20 protein-coding genes and 1 pseudogene are annotated in these 16,543 nt (G+C 74.2%); 8 read left to right on the forward strand and 13 right to left on the reverse strand.

The window, feature by feature from the left end:
* The first annotated feature begins 319 nt into the window (after nt 1-319).
* From AB2L27_RS19365 to AB2L27_RS19380, 4 genes are read left to right on the forward strand one after another with little or no spacing between them, the layout of a single operon-like run.
* On the forward strand, nt 320-1,060 hold the full coding sequence (locus tag AB2L27_RS19365; protein WP_370443131.1) for a DedA family protein: 741 nt from the start codon (nt 320-322) through the stop codon (nt 1,058-1,060).
* A gap of 23 nt (nt 1,061-1,083) precedes the next feature.
* Nucleotides 1,084-1,509, forward strand: coding sequence for an acyl-CoA thioesterase (locus AB2L27_RS19370; RefSeq protein ID WP_370443132.1), 426 nt, complete (start codon nt 1,084-1,086; stop codon nt 1,507-1,509).
* A gap of 30 nt (nt 1,510-1,539) precedes the next feature.
* Nucleotides 1,540-2,163, forward strand: a complete 624-nt coding sequence (locus AB2L27_RS19375; protein WP_370443133.1) for a DedA family protein — start codon at nt 1,540-1,542, stop codon at nt 2,161-2,163.
* Nucleotides 2,160-2,798, forward strand: coding sequence for an IMPACT family protein (locus tag AB2L27_RS19380; protein ID WP_370443134.1), 639 nt, complete (start codon nt 2,160-2,162; stop codon nt 2,796-2,798). The genes AB2L27_RS19375 and AB2L27_RS19380 overlap by 4 nt, the downstream gene beginning before the upstream one ends.
* Before the next feature lie 15 nt (nt 2,799-2,813).
* Here AB2L27_RS19380 and AB2L27_RS19385 read toward each other — a convergent pair whose 3' ends face one another.
* From AB2L27_RS19385 to pyrE, 3 genes are read right to left on the reverse strand one after another with little or no spacing between them, the layout of a single operon-like run.
* Entirely contained in the window at nt 2,814-3,668 is an 855-nt protein-coding gene (locus AB2L27_RS19385) for a methyltransferase domain-containing protein (protein ID WP_370443135.1), read from the reverse strand.
* A 2-nt stretch (nt 3,669-3,670) separates the two neighbouring features.
* Complete coding sequence (locus tag AB2L27_RS19390) at nt 3,671-4,051, reverse strand: hypothetical protein (protein ID WP_370443136.1); 381 nt, start codon at nt 4,049-4,051, stop codon at nt 3,671-3,673.
* Nucleotides 4,051-4,617, reverse strand: coding sequence for an orotate phosphoribosyltransferase (pyrE, locus tag AB2L27_RS19395; RefSeq protein ID WP_370443137.1), 567 nt, complete (start codon nt 4,615-4,617; stop codon nt 4,051-4,053). Before pyrE ends, AB2L27_RS19390 begins: the two co-directional genes overlap by 1 nt.
* Before the next feature lie 61 nt (nt 4,618-4,678).
* On the opposite strand from pyrE, the gene AB2L27_RS19400 reads away from it, so the two are divergent.
* Both AB2L27_RS19400 and AB2L27_RS19405 read left to right on the forward strand, forming a co-directional pair.
* A complete protein-coding gene (locus AB2L27_RS19400) occupies nt 4,679-5,479 on the forward strand; it encodes an exodeoxyribonuclease III (protein ID WP_370443138.1) in 801 nt (266 codons plus the stop codon).
* A gap of 63 nt (nt 5,480-5,542) precedes the next feature.
* The gene (locus AB2L27_RS19405; protein ID WP_370443139.1) at nt 5,543-6,094 is read left to right on the forward strand and encodes a hypothetical protein; all 552 of its coding nucleotides are present in this window, start codon (nt 5,543-5,545) and stop codon (nt 6,092-6,094) included.
* 21 nt (nt 6,095-6,115) lie between these two features.
* Here AB2L27_RS19405 and AB2L27_RS19410 read toward each other — a convergent pair whose 3' ends face one another.
* Genes AB2L27_RS19410 through AB2L27_RS19420 form a run of 3 tightly spaced genes read right to left on the reverse strand, consistent with a single transcriptional unit; the run spans nt 6,116 to nt 7,532 of the window.
* Complete coding sequence (locus tag AB2L27_RS19410) at nt 6,116-6,721, reverse strand: DUF1684 domain-containing protein (protein WP_370443140.1); 606 nt, start codon at nt 6,719-6,721, stop codon at nt 6,116-6,118.
* Entirely contained in the window at nt 6,718-7,080 is a 363-nt protein-coding gene (locus tag AB2L27_RS19415) for an STAS domain-containing protein (protein ID WP_370443141.1), read from the reverse strand. The genes AB2L27_RS19410 and AB2L27_RS19415 overlap by 4 nt, the downstream gene beginning before the upstream one ends.
* Before the next feature lie 20 nt (nt 7,081-7,100).
* Nucleotides 7,101-7,532 carry a DUF2000 family protein gene (locus tag AB2L27_RS19420; RefSeq protein WP_370443142.1) on the reverse strand — a complete coding sequence of 144 codons (432 nt, stop codon included), beginning with the start codon at nt 7,530-7,532 and terminating at the stop codon, nt 7,101-7,103.
* Between the two features lie 50 nt (nt 7,533-7,582).
* On the opposite strand from AB2L27_RS19420, the gene AB2L27_RS19425 reads away from it, so the two are divergent.
* Nucleotides 7,583-8,374 (forward strand): helix-turn-helix transcriptional regulator, encoded by a 792-nt coding sequence (locus AB2L27_RS19425; protein ID WP_370443143.1) that lies wholly within the window; start codon nt 7,583-7,585, stop codon nt 8,372-8,374.
* Between the two features lie 18 nt (nt 8,375-8,392).
* Here the strand turns inward: AB2L27_RS19425 and AB2L27_RS19430 are convergent, their stop codons facing one another.
* From AB2L27_RS19430 to AB2L27_RS19455, 6 genes are all read right to left on the reverse strand, one after another.
* Entirely contained in the window at nt 8,393-10,009 is a 1,617-nt protein-coding gene (locus AB2L27_RS19430) for a peptide chain release factor 3 (RefSeq protein ID WP_370443144.1), read from the reverse strand.
* 61 nt (nt 10,010-10,070) lie between these two features.
* Nucleotides 10,071-10,976 carry a phosphogluconate dehydrogenase C-terminal domain-containing protein gene (locus tag AB2L27_RS19435; protein ID WP_370443145.1) on the reverse strand — a complete coding sequence of 302 codons (906 nt, stop codon included), beginning with the start codon at nt 10,974-10,976 and terminating at the stop codon, nt 10,071-10,073.
* A 25-nt stretch (nt 10,977-11,001) separates the two neighbouring features.
* Nucleotides 11,002-12,363: an MFS transporter gene (locus tag AB2L27_RS19440; RefSeq protein WP_370443146.1), complete on the reverse strand. Its 1,362-nt coding sequence runs from the start codon at nt 12,361-12,363 to the stop codon at nt 11,002-11,004.
* Between the two features lie 125 nt (nt 12,364-12,488).
* The gene (locus tag AB2L27_RS19445) at nt 12,489-13,301 is read right to left on the reverse strand and encodes a sugar phosphate isomerase/epimerase family protein (protein ID WP_370443147.1); all 813 of its coding nucleotides are present in this window, start codon (nt 13,299-13,301) and stop codon (nt 12,489-12,491) included.
* A 74-nt stretch (nt 13,302-13,375) separates the two neighbouring features.
* Nucleotides 13,376-14,134: a FadR/GntR family transcriptional regulator gene (locus AB2L27_RS19450; RefSeq protein ID WP_370443148.1), complete on the reverse strand. Its 759-nt coding sequence runs from the start codon at nt 14,132-14,134 to the stop codon at nt 13,376-13,378.
* Nucleotides 14,135-14,167: 33 nt separating this feature from the next.
* On the reverse strand, nt 14,168-15,019 hold the full coding sequence (locus AB2L27_RS19455; RefSeq protein WP_370443149.1) for a phosphotransferase: 852 nt from the start codon (nt 15,017-15,019) through the stop codon (nt 14,168-14,170).
* A 280-nt stretch (nt 15,020-15,299) separates the two neighbouring features.
* Between AB2L27_RS19455 and AB2L27_RS19460 the strand changes: the two genes are divergently transcribed.
* On the forward strand, nt 15,300-16,289 hold the full coding sequence (locus AB2L27_RS19460) for an ATP-binding protein (protein WP_370443150.1): 990 nt from the start codon (nt 15,300-15,302) through the stop codon (nt 16,287-16,289).
* A gap of 137 nt (nt 16,290-16,426) precedes the next feature.
* Here AB2L27_RS19460 and AB2L27_RS19465 read toward each other — a convergent pair.
* A pseudogene (locus AB2L27_RS19465) lies at nt 16,427-16,543 on the reverse strand (IS5/IS1182 family transposase); the annotation flags it as partial.

The raw sequence follows: 16,543 nt of genomic DNA on the forward strand, positions 1-16,543 counted from the left end.
TGGTCGATGCGATGGTCTCGATCATCGAGTCCGCCCAGACCGGGCAGTTCGTGCCGGTGTCCAGCACCGTGACCCCGGCGGAGCTGCTGCCGCAGGACTGGGACCCCACCACCCGCACCGTCTGACCCACCCGTCTGACCGGGCGCACCGCGCCCGGGGCGGGGAACGTCACCTCCCCGGTGTCGAGGACCGGGGAGGTGACGTTCGCCCACCCGCCCGTACGACGAGTGGGTGATCCTGCCCGCCCGGGGTCATCCCCCGGGTTGAACTCCCGCCCCGCCCCGCCCTCGGTCCGCACCGCGGGACTTACCCTGGGGCCGTGTCCTTCCTCGCCGAGTTCTCGGCTGCCCTGGGGTCCGCCGCACCCGCCGCCGCGCCGGCCCTGCTGCCGGACTGGGCGAACCCCGAGAGCTTCCTGGACTCCCTCGGGATGGCCGCGCTGTGGGTCTCGGTGGCCATCGTGTTCGTCGAGTGCGGGCTGTTCATGTTCTTCCTGCCCGGGGACTCGCTGCTGTTCACCGTCGGGTTGTTCACCCACTCGGGGATCCTCAAGGACCCGCTGTGGGTCTCCTGCCTGCTGCTGTCGGTCGCCGCGTTCCTCGGCAACGCCGTGGGGTACGAGATCGGCAAGAAGGCCGGCCCGGCGATCTTCCAGCGGGAGGGCTCCCGGCTGCTGACGCCCAAGCGCATCAAGCAGACCCGCGACTTCTTCGAGCGCTACGGGGCGCGGGCGATCATCCTGGCCCGCTTCGTGCCGGTCGTGCGCACCTTCATCACCCTGGCCGCCGGGGCCGGGGCCATGCCCCGCCGCGTCTTCCTGACGTTCTCCGCGATCGGCGCCGTGCTGTGGGCGACGGGCATCACCCTCCTCGGCTACGCCCTCGGCAGCGTGACGCTGATCCGGGAGAACCTCGAACTGGGCCTGCTGCTGCTGGTGGTGCTGTCGCTCATCCCCGTCGGCATCGAGTACCTGCGCGACCGGGCCAAGCAGCGCCGGGCGCAGGACCTGCCGCCCCGACCGGCCGTCCCCGAGCACCAGACCCCCGGCAACCCCCGCTGACACCCACCCGGCAGGATGTCCGGGTGCCGCGCCAGCGCCTGCTCCTGTCCCTGCGGTGGGGCGACATGGACGCCTACCGCCACGTCAACAACGTCGAACTGCTGCGGCTGCTCGAAGAGGCCCGCGTGCGCGCCTTCGGCATGGCCTCCCCCGACGGGGCGGCACCCATGCTGGCGACGGGCATGGTCGTGGCCAAGCACACCATCGAGTACAAGACACCGCTGGACTACCGGATGGAGCCGGTCGCCGTGGACCTGTGGGTCGGGCGGATCGGCGGGGCCAGCTTCGAGGTCGACTACGAGGTCCGCGAACCCGACCCGCCCGTCACCGGCACCCCGGCGACGTACGTGACCGCCTCGACGGTCTGCGTCGCCTACGACTTCGCCACCGGCCGGCCGCGCCGCCTGGAGGACGCCGAGCGGGCCCGGCTCGCCACCCTGACCGTGTGAGGCTGCCCTTCCCCCTGAGAGGATCGCGGGGTGTCCGACTGGCTCGCCCACCTCGCCGACCCCCCGTTGGAGGAGCTGGGCGCGCTGGGCCTGTACGTCCTCGTCTTCGGGATCGTCTTCGCCGAGACGGGCACCCTCATCGGCTTCTGGCTGCCGGGCAGCAGCGTCCTGTTCACCGCCGGGCTGCTCTCGGCCCGCGACGGGTCACCGCTGTCGCTGCCCGTCCTCGTCGTCGGGGTGACGCTGGCCGCCATCCTGGGTGACACCGTCGGCTACTGGTCCGGCCGCCGGCTCGGGCGGCCCTGGCTGCTGCGCCGCGCCGGCAAGGCCGCCCACCACCTGCCCAAGGCCGAGGCGTTCTACGCCAAGTACGGCTGGTTCGCCGTCGTCGCCTGCCGGTTCATCCCGTGGCTGCGCGCGTTCACGCCGATCATCGCCGGGACCGCGGCCATGCCCTACGCCAAGTTCGCCTCGGCCAACGTCGTCGGCGCGCTGTGCTGGGGGGCGCTGCTCGTCCTGGCCGGGCACGCGGCCGACTCCCTGCCCTGGATCCGCACGCTCGCCTACTCCATCGCCGGGGTCGCGATCCTCGCCTCGATCATCGCCCCGCTCGCCTCCTGGATCCGCCGCCGGCGGGCCCGCGCGCGCTCGTGAGCGACCCGCTGCCCGTCCCGGCCCGCGCCGTCCGCACCGAGCTCGTCGTCGAACGCTCCCGCTTCCTGACCACCCTGGAACCGGTCGCCGACGCCGCGGCCGCCGAGGACGTCGTGGCCCGGGTGCGCCGGGAGTTCCCCGACGCCCGCCACCACTGCACGGCGTGGGTGCTCGGCGAGGACGGTCAGGGGCAGCGCTCCTCCGACGACGGCGAACCCGCCGGGACCGCCGGGGCGCCGATGCTCGCCGCCCTGCGGGGGGCCGGGGTGAGCGACGTCGCCGTCGTGGTGACCCGCTGGTTCGGCGGGGTGCTGCTGGGGACCGGCGGGCTCGTGCGCGCCTACGGCGGGTCGGTGAGCGCGGCCCTGGCCGAGGCCGGCACGGTGCCCCGCCGCCGCGTCGAGCTGGTCGGCGTGTCCGCCGGCCTCGCCGACGGCGGCCGGGTCGAGGCCGAGCTGCGCCGGGCGTTCGCCGTGGAGGACGTGCAGTGGGCCGCGGACGGCTGGCACGCCGTCGTCGCCGTCGCGCTCGGCGGGGCGGACGCGCTCGCCGCCCACCTCGCCGCCGCCTCGCTCACCGTCACCGTCGAGGGGCTCGGGCCCGCCGTCCGCGCGGCCGGGGTGGGGGGTCGTTGACGCGAAGCGCCGAACCTATGAGCGCCCTGCGTCAACGACCCCACCCCGGGCGACCGTGAGGCGGACACCCACGGTGACGTCGACGCCCCCGCCCCGGCCGGCGAGGACGGCGTCGAGCCGCGCGTCGAGGGCGGCGGGGTCGACGTGGTGGGCGCTGGGGCCCATGAGCACGAGCGCGCGCAGGCTCTCGCGGTCCAGCGTCCGGGTGAAGCGCAGCTCGTCCTCGGTGAGGATCTCGAAGCCGGTGAGGTCGGCGTGCAGGCGCTCGGCCTTGCGCTCCTCCACCCCGACCATGCCCAGCGGCTCGCGCACCTCCTGGAGGTGCTCGGCCAGCGGCGTCACCACGATCCAGCGTCCACCGGGGCGCAGCACGCGGGCGACCTCGGCGACGCCGCGGGGGGCGAAGACGGTGGTCACGACGTCGGCGGACCCGGCCGCGAACGGCAGCCCGCGCCAGACGTCCGCGCCGACGGCGGCGACGCGGGGGTGGGCCCGGGCGGCGCGGCGCAGCGCCGCGGTCGACGGTTCGACGACGACGCCGGTCCCGCCGGTGGCCGCCACGACGGCGGCGAGGTAGTACCCGGTCCCCCCGCCGACGTCCACGACGAGCCCGGGGGTCGCGCGGTCGGCGAGCGCCGCCGCGACCGGCGCGTAGTGACCGGCGCTGAGGAAGGTGTCGCGGGCGGTGACCATCGCGGCGCTGTCACCGGCGGCGGACCGGCCCACGGCCAGGTTCACGTACCCCTGGCGGGCGAGGTCGAAGCGGTGGCCCGCAGCGCACCCCAGGACGCGCCCGGACAGCTCGAACCGCCCCGCGCAGTGCGGGCAGCGCAGCGCCGGGAGGACGTCGGCGAGGACGTCGGCGGGCACGCTCAGCGCTGGTGCTCGGCCGCGGCGCCCAGCGGGTGCAGACCGGACAGGGCCCCCACCCAGGAGGCGGGCACGGCGTGCAGGCGGGTGTCGTAGGCGCGGACCGCGGCGTCGTGGAAGGCGACGTCCCCGGCGAGGCGGTGCTCGGCGTCGGCGAGCGCCTTGACGGTCTGCGGGTCGGCGCCGGTCTCGCCCGCCTCCTGGGCGGCGACGTGCGCGGACAGGTCCGCGAGGCGGCTGCGGCGCTGCTCGGCGAGGGCCCCGGCCTCGACGGCCAGGTCCCGCATCCGCACGAGTCCGGCGCGCGTGCTGACGGCCCACAGCACCACGGCGAGGACGAGGAGGACGACGACGACGAGCACGACGGTCCCGGCGGCGCCCATCAGGCGAGCCCGATGTCGGCCAGGCCGTAGGCGTAGCGGTAGGGCACGCCCCGGGCCTCGACCTCCTCCTTGGCGCCGGTGTCGCGGTCGACGATGACGACGACGCCGACGACCTCAGCCCCCGCCTCGCGCAGCGCCTCGACGGCGGTGAGCACCGACCCGCCCGTGGTGGAGGTGTCCTCCACGGCCAGCACGCGGCGGCCGGCGACGTCGGGGCCCTCGATGCGGCGCTGCAGGCCGTGCGTCTTCTCGGCCTTGCGGACGACGAACGCGTCCAGCGCGGCGCCGTCGTGGGCCTGGGCCCAGCCGCGGGCGTTGGCGGCGTGGACCATGGCCAGGGCGACGGGGTCGGCGCCCATGGTGAGCCCGCCGACGGCGGCGAAGTCCCAGTCCGACACCAGGTCCAGCAGGACGGGCCCGACGAGGGCCGAGGCCTCACCGTCGAGGCTGATCCGGCGCAGGTCGACGTAGTGGTCGGCCTCCTTGCCGCTGGACAGCGTGACCTTGCCGTGGACGACGGCCTTGGCCTTGACGAGGTCGGCGAGGCGTTCTCGGTCGGTGCTCACGGTCCCGAAGCTTAGGTGCTGCGGACGGTGCCCTCGGGCCGCGGGCGGTAACGTCCCGCGCGTGCGCCTCGCGACCTGGAACGTGAACTCCGTCCGTGCCCGCCTGGACCGCGTGCTGGCGTGGATCGACCGCAGCGACGTCGACGTCGTGGCGCTGCAGGAGACCAAGTGCAAGGACGAGCAGTTCCCCGAGCAGGCCTTCCTCGACCTCGGGTACGAGGTCGCCCACCACGGCCTGTCGCAGTGGAACGGGGTGGCCCTGGTCTCGCGCGTGGGGCTGGAGGACGTCAGCACGCGGTTCTCCACCGACGTGCCGCAGTTCGGGGAGCCGGCGGTCACGGAGGCCCGCGCGATCGGCGCGACGTGCGGCGGGGTTCGCGTGTGGAGCCTGTACGTGCCGAACGGGCGCGGGCTCGAGGACCCGCACTACGTCTACAAGCTGGCCTGGTTGCAGGCGCTGCGCTCGGCCGGGGCGGGCTGGCTGGCGCAGGACCCGCAGGCGCAGGTGGCCCTCGTCGGGGACTTCAACGTCGCCCCCACCGACGACGACGTGTGGGACGTGGACTTCTTCGCGGGCGCCACGCACGTGTCCGAGCCCGAGCGGGCGGAGTTCCGCTCCCTCGTGGACGCCGGTTTCGCCGACGTCGTGCGCCCCTACGCCCCCGGTCCGGGCACGTACACGTACTGGGACTACACGCAGTTGCGCTTCCCCAAGCGCCAGGGCATGCGGATCGACTTCGTGCTGGGCTCCCCCGCGCTGGCCGGGCGCGTCACCGGCGCCACCATCGACCGCGAGGAGCGCAAGGGCAAGGGGGCCTCCGACCACGCGCCCGTCGTCGTGGAGCTTGCGCCGAACGCGTGAACCCTGGTCGAACGGGCTCCGCGGGCGCGACGGGCGAGGAGTCGTCTCACTAGATTCCGGACGGTGCGAGCACCTGTGAGCTGCGAGGACCTCGAGCGGGTCGAACTGAGCGCGGTCAACGACGCCCGGGGTCAACGGGCCGTGGCCGACCTCCTGCAGGCCTGGGCCCGGCGCGCGGTGCCGGGGGACTCGGTGAGCCGGGGCCGGCTGCTGGTGGCGGCCAGCGAGCACGCCGCCTTCGCCGGGGACGCCAGACGTTCGCTGCGCCTGGCCCGGGAGGCCCTGGGCACCGGTGACCACGTCGCCCCCGACACCCGCTGCTACGTGGTGTCGGCCCTGCTGGTGTGCGGGCACCTGCGCGAGGCCGTGGTGCTGGCCGACGAGGTCCTGGACAGCCACGGCGCGGACGTGGACGTGTACCTGCAGCTGGGCGAGGAGTTCTCCTGGCACCGGCAGGCCGAGGAGGCCGCGCGCATCTACACCCTGGGCATGTTCCGCTGCGCGGGCGACGACGAGGCCACCGAGCAACTGCTGGGCGCCTGGCGCCGGGGCCGGACGCCGCGCGTGGTGGACCTGCGCGAGCGCGTCCCGGTGCCGGCGGTCCCGTTCGACTGAGGGCCCGACTCGGCCGGGGGCTCAGCCGCCCCACGGTCCGGCGAGTTCGCCGGCGGTGACGGGCACGTCGACGACGTTTCCCGGTGGGGGCAGCGGGCACGCCCACGCCGGGTCGTAGGCGCAGCTCGGCGGGTAGGCGAAGTTCAGGTCGACGACGAGTCCGCGCGCGGTGCTGCCGAGGTCGGCGCCCTTGACGGTGTCGAGCAGGTACCGGCCCCCGCCGTACCCGGGGCCGGGGTCCTTCAGCGGCAGGAACAACCCGCCGCCGTACTGGTCGAGCCACCAGACGTCCAGCGTCCCCACCCCGGGCAGCGTGACGGTGCCCACCCGCTCGAGGACGACCGTGCCGTCGGTGCCGGTGACCGCTTCGCGCCGGAGGGGTCCGGCCGCCTCCTCGACGGGTTCGACGGGCACCTCGAACCGCAGCGCCGGGTCGTAGGGGGCCACGGGCAGCCCGGTGAACGCAGCGCGGTCGGCGGGCAGCAGCGGCCCGGCCCGGTGGTGGGCGAACAGCTCGTCGCGGCCGGCGCGCCAGAGCGCGTGGCCCTCCTGCGGGGTGCGGGCGCGGACCTGCGCGTACAGGTCGCCGACGCGGCGGCGCCAGTCCAGGACGTCGAGGCGGCTCACGCGGGGGCGCCGGGGCGGGTCTGCAGGTCGATCATCTCGTCCAGTCGAGCACGGTGGACGAGGTGGCGCACGTGCTCGGGCGCGGCGCGCACGGTGATGCGGCGCTCGCCGCTGCGCGAGGCGAGGCGGGCGAGGAACCCCAGGCCGGTGGAGTCCATGAACGTCACGGCGTCCGCGTCGACGACGACGGGCCGGCGGGCGGCCAGGGCCTGGTCGACGCACCGCTCCAGCTCGGGGGCCAGGGACATGTCCACCTCCCCGGCCAGGGCCACGAGCACGAGGGCCGTCCCGGCCGGGTCCTCCTCCAGGCGCACGACCACCGACCCGGGGAGGCCGGGGAAGGAGTTGCCCGAGGTCACCTCCCGAATGTAACCGAGCGTCAGGGGTGCGCGTGGGCTCCTTTGAGAACCTTGTCGAGGCCGTTCCGGGGGCCGTGCACGGCCAGGCCCACGACGTCGAGGTCCGCCGCCGCCACGGCCGCGACGGCGGCCCGGTTGGCGGCGTCGTGGCCGGTCGTGAACATCTCCGCGGTGAACAGGGCCGTCGACACCCCCCGCCGCACCGCCCGCTCCCGCGCGGTGCGCAACGTCGCGGCGTCGCCCTCGAAGACCCGGACGGGCTGTCCGAGCAGGGCCAGGTAGGCGGTGCCGTCGGCGTCGGCGTAGGGCTCGCCGACGAGCTCGGGGTGGGCCGCGGTGATGCCGCTCAGCAGGAAGGCCGTGACGTTCAGGCGCTGCCAGGGGGCCAGGTCGTCGCGGACGAGGACGGCGGTGCGGGTCTCGGGACGGGTCTCGGCGAGGGTGTCGGTCACGAGCACCACGGTCCCCGGGAGGGGACGGGGTGGTCTTGTACGTTCCTGACGTGGGTCCCGATCCGGTCCGGGAGCGGGTGCGCAGCCACCGGCCGGGCGTCCCCGGCGTCGCGGAGGTGCTGAGCGCCCGGTTCGTCGAGCACGCCTACCCGCTGCACACCCACGAGACGTGGACGCTGCTGCTCGTCGAGGACGGCGCGGTGCACTACGCCCTGGACCGCCGCCCCCACGACACCGGCCGCCTCGTGACCCTGCTGCCCCCGCACGTCCCGCACGACGGCCGGGCCGCGACGGCGACGGGGTTCGGCAAGCGGGTCCTCTACCTCGAACCGGACGCGCTGCCGGCCACGGCCGCGGGCCGGCTGGCGGACGCGCCGGAACTCCCCGATCCCCGCCTGACCGTCGCGGTGCGGGACCTGCACGCGCGGCTGAACGGGCACGCCGACCCCCTCGACGTCCACGCCCGGGCCGCGGTGCTGCTCGACGCCGTCGCCGCCCACGTCCTGCGGACCCCGCCCTCGCCGCGTCGGGACGCACCCCTGGCCCGCCGGTTGCGCGCCCTGCTGGACGACCGGGTCGTCGAGGGGGTGCTGCTGGCCGACGCGGCCGAGCGCTTCGGGGTGTCCAGCGCCCACCTCGTCCGCACGTTCACCCGCGAGGTCGGGATGCCGCCGCACGCCTACCTCACCGGCCGCCGCGTCGACCTCGCCCGCCGGCTGCTCCTCACCGGCCACCGCCCCGCCGAGGCCGCCGTGCTCGCGGGGTTCCACGACCAGCCGCACCTGACGCGGCACTTCCGGCGGGTGCTGGGGACGACGCCGGGACGGTTCGTGGGCCGCTGAGCTCCGGGCGGGTGCCCCTCAGTCGCTCGTCGCGACGAGCTGCTCCAGCGTCACGTCCGGGTTGTCCCGCTCGAAGCTGCGCACCCGCCACTCGTCGGTGAACAGCGCGAACACCCGGCCCTCGGCGTTCTCGACGACCTCGCAGCCGCGGTGGGCGCGCAGCAGGGGGGCGTCCTTGCGGTCGATGATGCGGGCCGTGGTGAAGGGCAGTTCGGTGAACAGCACGGGCGAGCGGAACTCGTGGGTCATGCGGTACTGCACGACGTCGAACTGCAGCGCGCCGACGGCCGACAGGACGGGTTCGCCGTCGCCGCGGGAGTCGGACGTGAGGACGCGGACGACGCCCTCGGCGTCGAGCTCGCGCAACCCCTGGCGGAACTGCTTGCCCGACCCGAGGTCCTTGGGGCGCACGGTGCGGAAGTGCTCGGGGGCGAACACCGGCAGCGGCGGGTAGGCGGTCCGGCCGTTCTCGGACAACGTGTCCCCGACGTTGACGTGGCGGGCGTTGACGAGACCGATGACGTCCCCGGGCCAGGCGACGTCGACGGTGGAGCGGTCGGACCCGAACACCGTCTGGACGTGCTTGAGGACCATGGGCCGGCCGCTGCGGTCGTCTCGGACGGTCATGCCGCGGTGGAACACCCCGGAGTGGATGCGCGCGAACGCGAGGCGGTCGCGGTGGGCGGGGTTCATGCCCGTCTGCGTCTTGAACACCTGGGCGGTGAACCGGCTCGTGACGGGGTGGACCTCGCCGCCGACGTCGCGCTGGTCGCGCGGGGAGGGGGCGATGTCGACGAGGGCGTCCAGGACCTGCCCGACCCCGGTGTTCGCGACGGCGGCGGTGAAGAACAGCGGCGTGGTGCGGAACCCGAGGAACTCGTCCTCGTCGTGGTCGGCGCCGGTCGCCTCGAGCAGTTCGTGCTCGTCGACGGCCTGCCGCCACGCCTCGCCCTCGACGGCCTCGGCACCGGCGGCGTCCATGCGCTGCTCGACGGCCAGGGTCGCCCCGCCGGGGGCCTTGGTGTACTTCACGTACCCGCCGGTGGAGCGTTCGAGCAGCCCGCGGAAGTCACCGGCGATGCCGACCGGCCACGTCACCGGGGTGGGCCGCAGACCGGTCACGGACTCGACCTCGTCGAGCAGCGCGAGGGCCTCCTGGCCGGGCCGGTCCCACTTGTTGACGACGGTGATGACGGGCAGCCCGCGCTGCTTGCACACGCCGAACAGCTTGCGGGTCTGCACCTCCATGCCGCGGGCCGCGTCGATCAGCATGATCACGGCGTCGACGGCCGTCAGGGCGCGGTAGGTGTCCTCGGAGAAGTCGGCGTGCCCGGGGGTGTCCACCACGTTGACGACCGTGTCCCGGTGGTCCAGCTGCAGGACGGCGGAACTGATGGAGATCCCGCGCTGCTTCTCCATGTCCTGCCAGTCGGTGACGACCCCGGCGCGCCCGGACTTGCCGTGGACGTGCCCGGCCTCGCGCAACGCCCTGGCGTGCAGGGCGAGGGCCTCGGTGAGCGTCGACTTCCCGGCGTCCGGGTGGCTGATGACGGCGATGGTGCGGCGGCGGGCGGACTCGGCGGCCACCTGCTCGGCGGGGACGTCGGTCAGCTGGTCGGAGGGGACGGTGCTCACGGGGCCATTCTCCCCCGTCGCCGTCGTGCTGGACGACGGCGACGGGGAGGAGGGCGGGGTCTCAGCGCTCGATCGAGTCCAGCTTGAGCATCCGGGTGATGACGTGGTCGAGCTCGCCGTCGGAGAAGATCTTCTTCCAGTCGTCCTTGACGATCGTCTCGCGCCCGTAGTCCATGGCGATGAGGCAGGCCTCGGAGAACGGGTTGGACCCGCGCAGGGTGTTGGTCAGCGCGATCTGGACGTGGCCGAGGAGCATGGCCCGCGCGGCCTCCTCCGGGACGCCCACGGTGTGCACGGTCTCGTGCAGGGCCTCCTTCAGCAGCGACCCGATCATGCAGGCGACGGTCTCGACGAGCGTGGGCTCGAGGTGGGCGAGCTGCTTCACCGTGACCCAGTGGACGGTGTCGACCGGTCCGTACATGATCCGGATGACGTCCTCGGCCACGTCCCGGGCGGCCAGGTTCTCCGGGGTGTCCTCGTGCTCGAAGGCGGCGACGACGTTCTGCAGGGCGGCTTCGCCACCGAAGTTGTCGGCGTACTCCTCGGCGCGGGTGCGTTCGAGGAACACCGACGGGTGGCAGGGGTGCGCGACGGCCTGCAGGACGTCCTCGCGCTGGGCCAGCAGGTTCGCGTAGGCCGCGGCCGGGTCGAGGGTCAGGAGGATCGAGCCGGGTTTCATGGCCGGTACGACCGCCTGCGAGACCGCGCCGAGGACGGTGTCCGGGACGGCGAGGACGACGACGTCGGCGCCGTCGACGGCCTGCTCGGTGGGCACCGCCCGGCGGCCCTCGGCGGCCATCCGCTCCACGCCGGCCGGGGACGCCTCGGCGTAGCGCAGCTCGTGCCGGGACCGGGCCAGGTTGCGCGAGACGCGCATGCCCATCTTGCCGCCGGCGCCGACGACGGCGACGCGGACCGGGGAGGTGGACGGGCCGCTCTGCGCGGGGTTCTCGGTCGTGGTGGTCATGTGCTCGCTCCTGGGGGGTCGGGGATCAGGCGGGGGTGGTCTGGGCCGCCGGGCGGTCGGGGTTCGAGGCCGACCGGCTGCGTCGGGAGAGTTCGAGCAGGATCACCGAGGACAGCACGAGCAGTCCGCCGGTCAGCCACAGGCCGAGCTTCTCGTCGCCGGTGAGGTCGGCCAGCCAGCCCGTGACGTAGGGCGCGGAGAAACCGCCGATGTTGCCGAACGTGTTGATGAACGCGATGCCGGCGGCGGCCGCGGCGCCGGTGAGGAACTGCGCCGGCAGCGACCAGAAGTTCGGCAGCGCCATGAAGATGCCGCAGGCGGTCACCGCGATGACCAGGATGGTCAGGAAGGGCGAGTTCATGTAGAGCGCGACGGGGACGCTGAGACCGGCCAGGAGGGTGGGCAGCGCGATGTGCCAGCTCTTGAAACCGTTGCGGTAGATGTGGCGCGACCACAGGAACAGCACGACCGCGGCGGGGACGTACGGGACGGCGGTCACCAGGCCCTTCTCGAAGACCGAGAACGTGGTGCCGAACCGTTCCTGGAAGCCTCCGATGATGGTGGGCAGGAAGAACGCCAGGGAGTACAGGCCGTAGATGAGGCCGAAGTAGGCCACGGCCAGCGCCCAGACCCGGCGTTCACCGAGGATGCGGCGGGCCGAGACGTGACCGCGCTGCTCGCTCTCGCCGGCCTCGGCGTCCAGTTCCCGGCGCATCCAGGCCCGTTCGGCCGCCGTCAGCCAGCGCGCGTCCTCGGGACGGTCGGTGAGGTAGAACCAGCACGCGACGCCCAGGACGATCGCGGGGACGCCGACGCAGAGGAACATGAAGCGCCAGCCCTCCAGACCGAGCACGCCGTGCCCGGACTGCATGAGGAAACCGGCCAGCGGGGCGCCGATGACCGTGGTCAGCGGCTGGGCCAGGTAGAACCCGGCCAGGGCCCGGCGGCGGTACTCGCGGGGGAACCACATCGTCAGGAACAGGATGGCGCCGGGGAAGAACCCCGCCTCGGTGACGCCGAGGAGGAACCGGAGCCAGTAGAGCTGGGTGTCGCTCTGGACCCAGGTGAACAGGACCGCGACGATGCCCCAGCTGACCATGATCCGGGCCAGCCACTTGCGGGCCCCGAACCGGTGCAGGGCGAGGTTGCTGGGGATCTCCAGGACGATGTAGCCGACGAAGAAGATGCCCGCCGCGAACCCGTACTGGGCGGCGGTCAGGGCCAGGTCGTCGTTCATCCCGTTCGGCCCGGCGAAGCTGATCGCCGTCCGGTCGAGGTAGTTGATGAAGAACATGACCGCGACGAACGGGATGAGTCGCAGCGCGGCCTTGCGCAGGGCGGTGCTGCCGGCCTCCGGGGTGACGGAGGGGCTCACGGGGGTGCTCATGGAGCGTGCTCCCTTGCACGGGTCGGAGCCACGCGAGGTGGCGGGGAGTGCGCCGCTCAGTCACACCGGCGGCTCGGCGCGACTGTCGCACCCCACCACCAGATTGGTCAACCGGTTGACTGAAGTCAGTCCTGGAGGCGTTCCAGCGTGCGCAGGGACCGCTCGGTCCACGCGGCCTCCACCGCGCGCGTCGTGGGGCCGTCGCCCTGGGGCGGCAGCCAGTGCTCGAGCACCTGGTGGACGCGCGCCGGATCCGGCTCGACGACGGCCAGCAGGTCCCGGTAGTCGAGCTGCCCCTCCCCCAGCGGGCAACTGGCCAGCGTGAACCCCGCCCACCCCTCCCGGCGGGTGAAGGCGAAGTCCTTGACGTGGACGTTGACCACGCGGTGGGCCAGGCGGCGCACGACGTCGCGCGGGTGCTCCAGGGCGGCCACGCAGTTCGCCGGGTCCAGGACGATCCCCAGGTGGGGGTCGTCGACCGCCTCGACGATCGCGAGCAGGTCGGCGGTGGGAATCTGTTCGTACGTCTCCAGCCCGAGGGTCACCCCCGCGGCCGCGTACTCGGGGACGACCTCGCGCAGGCGGGCGATGCTCTCGGTCGCCGTGGGGCGGTCCTCGACCCCGTCGACGACGGCGTACGCCATCGAGCGGACGGTGCGGGCCCCGAGCGCGAGGGCGTGCTGCAGGTGGCGGCGCAGGTGGCCCACCCCGGTGCCGCGCGTGCCCGTCTCCAGGACGAGCCCCCGCCCGGCCGCGGCGGCGCGGAGCGCGGCGGCGAGGTCGGGCGTCAGCGCCTCCAGGTCGGGGTGGTCGCAGACCTGGAACACCGCGGCGCCGAGATCGGCGGCCTGGTGCAGCATCTCCAGCAGCGACAGGGGCTCCGGCCCCGCCGGGTCCCAGCGGTGGCTGAACGCGTAGGTGGACACTCCGACGGCCACGACGCCTCCCGAGATCAGGTCCGGTGAGCCCGATTGGTCAACCGGTTGACGGGAATCGTCGCACAGGCCGGGCGTCAGACGGCCAGGGAGCTGCCCGACCTCGGCTCGGTGTGCTCGACGCGGTCGCCCGCCGTGCGCATGTGCTCGACCATCGCCCGGCGGGCCGCGTCGGCGTCGTGCGCGGCCACGGCCTCGTAGACCGCGCGGTGCTCGCGGCAGGCCTCGCGCGCCTGCTCCTGCGTCTGCAGCCCCCGTTCGACCCACACCCGCAGGAGGGAGCGGACCGTCTGCAGCAGCTGCCCCATGACGTCGTTGCCGGCGGCGTCGGCGAGCTGGCGGTGGAAGGCCGCGTCGGCCTCGATGAAGGCCCGCAGGTCACCCGTGCCGGACTCCATGGCCTCCAGGTGGCCGCGCAGCCGGGCCAGGGCTCCGTCGTCGATGCGCCCGGCCGCCTGCACGGCGGCCTGCACCTCCAGCGCGCTGCGCACCTCGGACAACTGGGCGGTGTGCCCGGCCGAGAGCATCAGCCCCCAGCTCAGCGTGGTGGGCAGCAGCTCGGACATGCTGTCGCGGACGTAGGTGCCGGACCCGGGACGGACCGAGACGAGCCCGAGGATCTCCAGGGCGGCCAGCGCCTCCCGCACCGCGGACCGGCCGACCCCCAGCGACTCCGACAGCGACCGCTCGGGCGGCAGCCGCGTCCCGGGGGCGAAGGTGCCGTCGGCGATGAGCGTGGTCATCTGACGGGCGACCTCGGAGACGGCCGACCCCCGCGGCAGCGCCGTCAGCTCCAGGTCGACGCGTCGGGAGTCGTCGTCGCGGAAGACGGGCACCGGACAACCCTCTCACGCGCGCCCCGGCGGGGATCAGCCGCGACGACGGGAGACCCACCGCTCCAGCGCCTCCCCCTGCACCCGCTGGAAGGCGCGCAGCGTCGGCAGGCCGGGCGGGTCCGGTTCTGCGGCGCGGGTCAGGAAGAAGTGGGCGAAGCCGGCCAGGACGGTCGTCAGGACGCCCGGGTCGACGTCCCGGGTCAGCGGCGAGGTGCGCAGGACGTCCTCGGCGAGGCCCTCGTCCCCCAGCCGGTCCACCTCGAACAGCAGGGCCAGCAGGTCCAGCCACACCGGGCCGGTGCAGGCGTGCGGCCAGTCGACGAGCACCGCCCGGCCACCGGTGAGGAGGAGGTTGTCGGCGCGCAGGTCCAGGTGGACGAGGCAGTCGCCGTCCAGGTGCACCAGCGCCCACTCCGGCAGTTCCCCGGCCAGGGACTCCCGGGCGGTCGGCAGGTCCGGGACGGGGCAGGGCGTGCCGACGGCGGCGAGCGTCTCCAGGGCCGCGACGACGGGGGCCAGCTCCTCGGGCCGCCACGGCAGGGCCGGGTGCCGGCCGGGCACGTCCTCCAGGACGAGCACCTGCCAGTCCCCCACCTCGCGCGCGCCGAGCAACCGGGGCGCGGGGACACCCGCGGGCAGCAGGGCGGCGATGCGTCCCTCACGCGCGTGCAGCTCGGGGCTGCCGGCGTTCTGCGCCGGGCTCACGGCCTTGACGAAGGCGCGCGTCCCGGCCGCCGTCTCGACGCGGTCGGCCGACCCGGGCGAGAAACCCCCGGGCTGGGAGACGGCGCGCGCGACGGGCGCGCCCAGCACCTCGGCGACGGCGGCGTGGACGGCGACGGGCAGCTCGGCCCACTCGATGCGGTTGCCCCCGGAGGCGATCACCGCACCACCGTGGCAGCGCGGGCTGCCGGAGTGCCAACGGGTTTCAGCGGGTGGCGGACGCGGGCCGCCCCTGCTCACCCGTCACCGGGACAGGTGCTCGGCGAGTTCGCGAGCCGCTCGGCAGGTTCACGAGCGGCGTGATCGACGGCTCACCACCGCGCTCATCGGCGTCGCCGGCGGCCTTGCGGAGGAGCACGAGCGGCAAACATGAAGGATGTAAAAGAGGAGGACGTGTGCCGAACCCTTCACGCCGACCGCAGGAGCCCGCCCACCCGTCCTCATCGGACGCGATGCGGTCCTGGAGGACTTCCGGATCGCGCTCGAGGACGGGCCGGGCGCGCCGGGGCGCCTCTCCCTCGTCACGGGGGCCCGCGGTGTCGGGAAGACGGTCGTGCTCGCCGAGCTGACGGAGATCGCCCGGACGACGGGCTGGGTCACCATCGACGAGACGGCGACCCCGGGACTCCTGGAGCGTGTCCGGCTGTCGGCCGTCAGGGCGCTCGAAACCCTCGACCACGCCCCCCGGACGCGCCGTGCAGTGACGGGCTTCACCGTCGGTCGCCCGGGCGGGGCCCAGTTCGCTCCACCCCCAGCCCCACGTTCCCCCGGTCTGCGCGAAGCCCTGGAAGCACCGCTGGCACCGCTCGAGGAGCGGGGCAGCGGCCTGCTGGTGACCATCGACGAAGTGCACCGCAAGGAGATCGGCAACCTCCTGAACGACGACGTCCTGGCGTTCCTCCGGCGCGCCGACCGGCAGACCCTGGCGGACGTCCCCCTCGACGACGTCCGGGTGGCCTTGTCCACGACCATCGCGGGCAGCGAGGTCGACATCACCGAGGAGGCTCTGGACGTCGCCACGGCGGCCACAGGTGGCTACCCCTTCATGGTGCAGCTCGTCGGCTACCACGTCTGGCGACGGGCGGACGACGGCGTCATCGGCGCCGAGGCCGCGGCGGCGGGCGTCGCCGCGGCCCAGGTTCGTCTGGGGAGCACCGTCCACGAGGCGAACCTCGCATCACTGTCGGCCGTCGACCGGACGTACCTCGTCGCGATGGCCCAGGACGACGGACCGTCGAGGACGAGTGCCGTGGCGGCGCGCACGTCACGGGACGTGCAGTACCAGAACGTCTACCGCGACCGCCTCATCACGGCCGGCATCATCAAGCCCGCCGGTCACGGGCTGGTCGACGTCGCCGTCCCCTACCTGCGCGAGTACCTGCGCGACCACGCCGCGCGCTACGAGGTGCAGGGGCGCCTCACCGAGGAGTGAGCCCGGTGAGCAGGCCCTGCGGGTGCACGTCCCCGTCGGCGCCACCGCACGCCGAGGAGGACCCGACGAGTGCCGCCCGCACGGGACCGTGGCTCGGACCGCGATCCTCGATCACCCGGCGTCGCAGTGAGCCTTTGTCAGTAGCGGTTCTCCATTCGGCTCAGGACCAAGGCGGTGGCGACGATCGCGCTGATGCGCCAGGGGCACAGGCTGACGTGGCGTAGAGCCCGCCAGCGGGTCTTGAGGTGGGCGAT

The organism is Kineococcus halophytocola (assembly GCF_041276425.1).
Lineage (GTDB): Bacteria > Actinomycetota > Actinomycetes > Actinomycetales > Kineococcaceae > Kineococcus > Kineococcus halophytocola.

Coding starts and splice junctions, on each gene's coding strand:
- AB2L27_RS19390 (WP_370443136.1), bottom strand. CDS start 4,051: ATGGGCGCCGCCGGGACCGTCGTGCTCGTCGTCGTCGTCCTCCTCGTC.
- AB2L27_RS19435 (WP_370443145.1), bottom strand. CDS start 10,976: ATGACCACCACGACCGAGAACCCCGCGCAGAGCGGCCCGTCCACCTCC.
- AB2L27_RS19440 (WP_370443146.1), bottom strand. CDS start 12,363: ATGAGCACCCCCGTGAGCCCCTCCGTCACCCCGGAGGCCGGCAGCACC.